The following is a 6,615-nucleotide window of genomic DNA, read 5'->3' on the forward strand; positions in this document are numbered from 1 at the left end:
CTGCTCATCAACAAAGATGAAGCCGCGTTCATCCAGCTGTACGCCGGAATCTTCAGACAGCAGACCGTTAGTCTGTGGCTTACGACCAACAGCTACGATCAACTTGTCTACAGTGATTTCCTGCTCGCCTTTGGAGTCAGTGAACTTCACTTTAACTTCTTTGCCGTCAACGATCTCAGTACCGGTTACGCGAGCACCCAGCTGAATGTCCAGATTCTGCTTCTTGAACAGCTTAGCTGCCTCACGAGCGACATCTTTATCCGCTGCTGCCAGGAAGTCATCCATCGCTTCCAGTACAGTAACCTTGGTACCCAGACGCGCCCATACAGAACCCATCTCCAGACCGATAACGCCTGCACCGATAACACCCAGGCGTGCAGGGATTTCATCGATATCCAGGGCACCGGCGTTATCCAGGATCAGACCGTCGGTCAGTGGCGCAGGTGGGATGTTCACAGGTACGGAACCAGACGCCAGAATCACGTTCTCAGCATCGTATACCGCAGCTGTACCGTCAGCTGCAGTGACTTCAACCTGCTTGTTAGCCAGCAGTTTACCCATGCCCTGCAGCACAGTAACGCCATTTGCTTTAAACAGACCACCGATACCACCGGTCAGGTTGCCAACGATCTTGTCCTTACGGGCAACCATCGCTTTAACATCCATAGACACTTCGCCTGTCTGGATGCCGTGCACATCGGCGTGCTGTGCTTTGTGGAACTGATGGGTAGATTCCAGCAATGCTTTAGACGGAATACAACCAACGTTCAGACAAGTACCGCCCAATACAGCAGCACCTTTGTCATCAACCCATTTTTCAACACATGCAGTTTTCAGACCCAGCTGAGCCGCACGAATAGCAGCTACGTACCCACCAGGGCCCGCACCTACGACGATTACGTCGAATTTCTGTGACATGTCTCTTTACCTATCCTATCAATTCACTCGTTATAGTTTTGGGCTGACTTAGACTTCCAGCAGCATACGTGCAGGATCTTCCAGAAGGTCTTTAATAGTCACGAGGAATTGTACAGCTTCCTTACCGTCAATCATACGGTGGTCGTAAGACAGGGCCAGGTACATCATCGGCAGGATTTCAACCTGACCGTTGACTGCCATTGGGCGTTCCTGGATCTTGTGCATACCCATGATTGCAGTCTGAGGCGGGTTCAGGATAGGAGTAGACATCAGGGAGCCGAATACACCGCCGTTAGTGATGGTGAACGTACCGCCCTGCATATCGTCCAGACCCAGCTTACCTTCACGACCACGCTTACCGAAGTCAGCAATAGTCGATTCAACATCCGCCAGGCTCATTGCATCTGTATCACGCAGCACAGGAACCATCAGACCGCGTTCGGTAGATACTGCTACACCGATATCCTGGTAACCGTGGTAAACCATGTCGTTGCCGTCGATAGATGCGTTAACCGCTGGGAATTTCTTCAGTGCTTCAGTCGCAGCTTTCACGAAGAAGGACATGAAGCCCAAACGCGTACCGTTGTGGGTCTTTTCGAACAGGTCTTTGTACTGCTTACGCAGCTCCATAACCGGTTTCATGTTCACTTCGTTGTACGTGGTCAGCATTGCAGCGTTCTGCTGTGCTTCAACCAAACGTTTAGCGATAGTGGCACGCAGACGTGTCATAGGAACACGTTTCTCAACGCGCTCACCGGTTACGATATTCAGTGCCGCCGCTGTTGCGGAAGCAGCAGGAGCCGCCGCAGCAGGTGCTGCTGCAGGCGCTGCTGGTTTGTTTTTCAGGAAGTTCTGAACGTCTTCCTTAGTGATACCGCCGTTCTTGCCAGTACCAGGGATCGCAGAAGCATCCAGACCGTTTTCGTCGATCAGCTTACGTGCAGCTGGACCAACCTTATCTGCATCGCCTGCTGGCGCGGCTTCTGCTTCTGCAGCGGCAGGTGCTGCTGCACCCGCTGCGCCTGCAGTGAAGGTCGCCAGTACTTCTTCACTCAGTACGGTATCGCCTTCGCCTTTCAGGATCTCTGCAACAACACCGTCTTCAGGTGCTACTACTTCCAGTACTACTTTGTCTGTTTCGATATCTACAATCAGCTCGTCCGCAGAACACGCTTCGCCTGGCTGCTTGTGCCAGGTTGCAACAGTACCGTCTGCTACTGATTCAGGGAAAGTCGGCGCTTTAATTTCGATGGACATGTTATTTCCTTTACCGTTGCTCCGTCAGGTGATTACTTTCGATCACCTGATCAACCGTTGATTGCTTCGTTAACCAGTTTTTCTTGCTGCTCAAGGTGTACAGATACGTAACCTACAGCAGGTGCCGCAGCGTGCGGACGACCTACACCTTCAAGGTGCAGATTAGGATTCTGAGCGTGCAGAATCGAACGCATGTGATGCTGACTGCAGTACCAGGCGCCCTGGTTCATTGGCTCTTCCTGACACCAAACCACAGACTCCAGATTTGTGTACTCACCAAGCGCACGCGCCAGATCCTTCTCAGGGAATGGATACAGCTGTTCGATACGAATGATGGCAACATCATCTTTTTCCAGCTCTGCACGACGGTTATACAGGTCGTAGTAGACCTTACCGCTACACAGAACAACACGCTTAACCTTGCTCGGATCCTGCTGATCAGTCTCAGCAATCACTGGCTTGAACATCGTGCCTTCAGCCAACTCTTCCAGAGTCGAGGTTGCCTGCTTGTGACGCAACAGACTTTTCGGCGACATAACGACCAAAGGCTTACGCAGAGGTCGAACGACCTGGCGACGTAGCAAGTGGAAGATCTGAGCCGGAGTCGTAGGAACACACACCTGAATGTTGTGTTCAGCACACAGCTGGAGATAACGTTCCAGACGTGCAGAAGAGTGCTCTGGCCCCTGACCTTCAAAGCCATGAGGCAGAAGCATCGTCAGGCCACACAGGCGCTGCCATTTCTGCTCGCCACTTGTAATAAACTGGTCAATAACAACCTGAGCACCGTTAGCGAAATCGCCAAACTGAGCTTCCCAGATTACCAATGCATTAGGTGTAGTGGTTGCATAACCGTACTCGAATGCAAGTACCGCTTCTTCAGACAGATAAGAATCATGCAATGTCAGACGCGGCTGCTCTGGAGACAAGTTTTCCAGAGGCGTATGTGTTTCTGCATCTTTCTGGTTGTGAAGAACCGCATGACGGTGGGAGAACGTGCCTCGACCAACATCCTGACCGGTAATACGTACCGGGTGGCCTTCCGCCAGAATAGAAGCGTATGCCAAAGATTCTGCCATACCCCAGTTCAGAGCCATTGCACCCGCAGCCATACGCTTACGGTCATCAATAATTTTCTGAACCTGACGCTGCACGCTGAAGCCGTCCGGCACGTCACACAGCTTGTTACCCAGCTCTTGCAGGAGCTTAAGGTCAACACCAGTTTCGTGGTCAAAGACCCACTTATGGCCAAGATATGGACGCCAATCAACGAAGAGTTCTTCGTTTGGCTGCTGTACAAGAGACTGTACTACGTGCTCACCGTTTTCCAGTGCAGAACGGTAGTCTTTCTCCATTGCCTTGCTCTGTTCAGCGGTGATAACACCTTCGCTGATCATCTGCTGGGCATACAGCTCACGGGTTGTTTTCTGTTTCTTGATCTGAGCATACATCAGTGGCTGAGTACCGGATGGTTCATCCGCCTCGTTATGGCCACGACGACGGTAACAAACCAGATCGATCACAACGTCTTTTTTAAATTCGTTACGGTAGTCTACCGCCAGCTGAGTCACAAAGCGTACCGCTTCCGGATCGTCTCCGTTTACGTGGAAGATTGGTGCAGACACCATCTTCGCAACATCAGTACAGTATTCAGAAGAGCGGGAGTCTTCTTTTTTGTTGGTGGTAAAGCCGACCTGGTTGTTGATCACAAGGTGGATTGTACCGCCAGTTTTATAAGCACGGGTCTGAGACATCTGGAATGTCTCCATCACCACACCCTGACCAGCAAACGCCTGATCACCGTGAATGTTAACCGGCAGTACCGTTGTACCTACCGCATCATCACGTCGATCCTGACGAGCACGAACAGAACCTTCAACAACCGGCGCCGAGATTTCCAGGTGGGATGGGTTGAACGCCATCGCCAGGTGAACCTCACCGTCAGCGGTCATTACGTTGGAAGAGAAGCCCTGGTGGTACTTAACGTCACCGGACGTTTCCACCATCTTCTTACCTTCAAACTCACCAAACAGCTCTGCCGGGTTTTTACCAAAGATATTTACCAATGTGTTCAGACGACCACGGTGGGCCATACCAATCACAACTTCTTTACAACCCTGCTTGCCTGCACGCTGAATCAAAGAGTTCAGGCAGACAATCATCGATTCACCGCCTTCCAGACCGAAGCGCTTAGCACCGGCGTAGCGGGAACCCAGATATTTTTCCAGACCTTCAGCAGCCGTCAGGCGCTCAAGAACCATCATTTTCTTCTCAGGCTCAACCACAGGGTGGGAACGACTTGGTTCCAGACGAGACTGGATCCAGCGCTTTTCCTGAGTGTCAACGATGTGCATATATTCTGCACCGACGGTGCCACAATATGTCTTCTTCAGGTCAGCCAGGATATCTTTTAGCGGCGCTTCTTCTGGACCGAAGAACAGGGAACCGAGCTGGAAGACTGTGTCGTAATCGGCTTCAGACAGTTCATGGAAGCGAGGATCCAAATCAGGAACGTCTTCACGCTCCAGCAAACCCAGCGGGTCAATGGTTGCTACCTGATGACCACGTACGCGATATGCGTTGATCATTCGCAGAACGCGAACCTGCTTCTTCTCATGTTCTGAGCTAACAGAACTAACAGCAGCCGGTGCAGCGCGCTTCTGATTTTTAGCGAGGTACAGGAAATGTTCCTGAATTGTTGAGTGAGGAACATCCTGTGTAAGGTTATCACCCACTTTAGGTAAACGATCGAATTCTTCACGCCATTCTTGTGGAACAGCACTCGGATCCATCAGGTAGGTTTCGTACAGTTGTTCGATGTAGGAAAGATTACCACCGTACAGGTGTGCATTTTTCCACATCAACTCCATGATGCCTTCTTGCATTCTTGATCACCCTGGCTCAGGGGGCTTTGCTAAGCTTTACCAGCCGATTCGCTGTCCAGCCTGCCCCTCTTTGACGTTACCGTATATTTTCTCTGCCATCACAGGCGTCCCTGTGCGTGGCGGTTGGTATTCTATAGCTTTTCACAGGAAGCTTTAAATAATTCTTTGTGTGAATATCACCGAATTGTCATTTTTTTCTAATCGGACAATTAGTCTTTCTCATTCAGCACAAAAAGAACAAAAAAAAGCGGTGCCCTAGGGCACCGCTTTTTATCAGGTCGCTTGCTGAATGAGCATGTTGCGAATCTTACCGATTGCCTTGGTCGGGTTAAGACCTTTAGGGCAAACATTCACACAGTTCATGATGCCGTGGCAGCGGAAGACGCTGAACGGGTCATCCAAATCAGCCAGACGTTCGCGCGTTGCGGTGTCTCGGCTATCCGCCAGGAAGCGGTATGCCTGCAGCAGGCCGGATGGACCAATGAACTTGTCTGGGTTCCACCAGAAAGACGGACAAGACGTTGAACAGCATGCACAGAGAATACACTCGTACAGACCGTCCAGCTCGGCACGCTCTTCCGGAGACTGCAGACGTTCAATCGCCGGTGCCGGCGTATCATTGATCAGGAACGGCTTAATCTTCTCGTACGCTTTGTAGAACTGAGTCATGTCTACAACAACGTCACGAATAACCGGCAGACCCGGCAACGGACGCAGTACAAGCTTGTCGTTCTCTACCACTGCGGACAGCGGAGTGATACAAGCCAGACCGTTCAGGCCATTCATGTTCAGACCATCGGAACCGCAAACACCTTCACGGCAGGAGCGACGGTATGCCAGAGACGGATCTTTGTCCTTCAGCAACTGAAGGAGATCCAGCACCATGATGTCCTTACCACCCGGGATATCGATATGGATATCCTGCATGTAAGGCTTGTCATCAGTCTCAGGATTATAGCGATATACACTTACCAGCATGATAACAACTCCTTAGTATGTACGAATTTTAGGCGGGAACGCATCCATGGTTTTAGGTGCGAAGTTAACCGCACGCTTACCGATACGTTTTTCACCCGGGAAGTACATGGAGTGGCACAGCCAGTTCTCGTCATCACGCTCGGTGAAGTCGTTACGTGCGTGAGCACCACGAGATTCCTTACGGACTTCAGCTGCAATCGCAGTTGCTTCAGCAACTTCCATCAGGTTCTGAAGCTCCAGAGCTTCAATACGTGCAGTATTGAATGACTGGCTCTTATCTTCCAGATGCAAGTTATCAACTTTAGCGCGAATACCTTTCAGTAGCTCCAGACCTTTCTGCATGCTATCGCCGTCACGGAATACATCGAAGTACAGCTGCATGGTGTCCTGAAGTTCTTTACGAACAGCAGAAACACTTTCACCACTGGTAGAGTTGTTCAGCTTGTTCAGGCGAGCCATCGCGCGTTCCAGATCTTCCTCTGTCGCGTCGGTGTTCTCATAACCTTCCTGCAGCTGCTTCTCAATCTGGATACCTGCCGCACGGCCGAATACAACCAAGTCAAGCAGGGAGTTACCA

General features: G+C 51.0%; 4 protein-coding genes and 1 pseudogene. All 5 read right to left on the minus strand.

Translation table 11 applies throughout. The features are described 5' to 3' along the window. Positions 1-918 (minus strand): FAD-dependent oxidoreductase (locus ABYW01_RS10810; protein WP_372832648.1); only part of this gene is annotated, 918 nt, incomplete at its 3' end. A gap of 48 nt (positions 919-966) precedes the next feature. Then, entirely contained in the window at positions 967-2,175 is a 1,209-nt protein-coding gene (odhB, locus tag ABYW01_RS10815; protein WP_372832650.1) for a 2-oxoglutarate dehydrogenase complex dihydrolipoyllysine-residue succinyltransferase, read from the minus strand. A 50-nt stretch (positions 2,176-2,225) separates the two neighbouring features. Continuing rightward, positions 2,226-5,060, minus strand: coding sequence for a 2-oxoglutarate dehydrogenase E1 component (locus tag ABYW01_RS10820; protein ID WP_372832651.1), 2,835 nt, complete (start codon positions 5,058-5,060; stop codon positions 2,226-2,228). Positions 5,061-5,333: 273 nt separating this feature from the next. Next, positions 5,334-6,038, minus strand: a complete 705-nt coding sequence (locus tag ABYW01_RS10825) for a succinate dehydrogenase iron-sulfur subunit (RefSeq protein ID WP_193952274.1) — start codon at positions 6,036-6,038, stop codon at positions 5,334-5,336. A gap of 12 nt (positions 6,039-6,050) precedes the next feature. After that, positions 6,051-6,615: pseudogene (sdhA, locus tag ABYW01_RS10830) on the minus strand (succinate dehydrogenase flavoprotein subunit); the annotation flags it as partial.

The sequence above is a fragment of the Pontibacterium sp. genome, assembly GCF_041587635.1.
In the GTDB taxonomy this organism is placed as follows: Bacteria; Pseudomonadota; Gammaproteobacteria; order Pseudomonadales; family Balneatricaceae; genus Pontibacterium.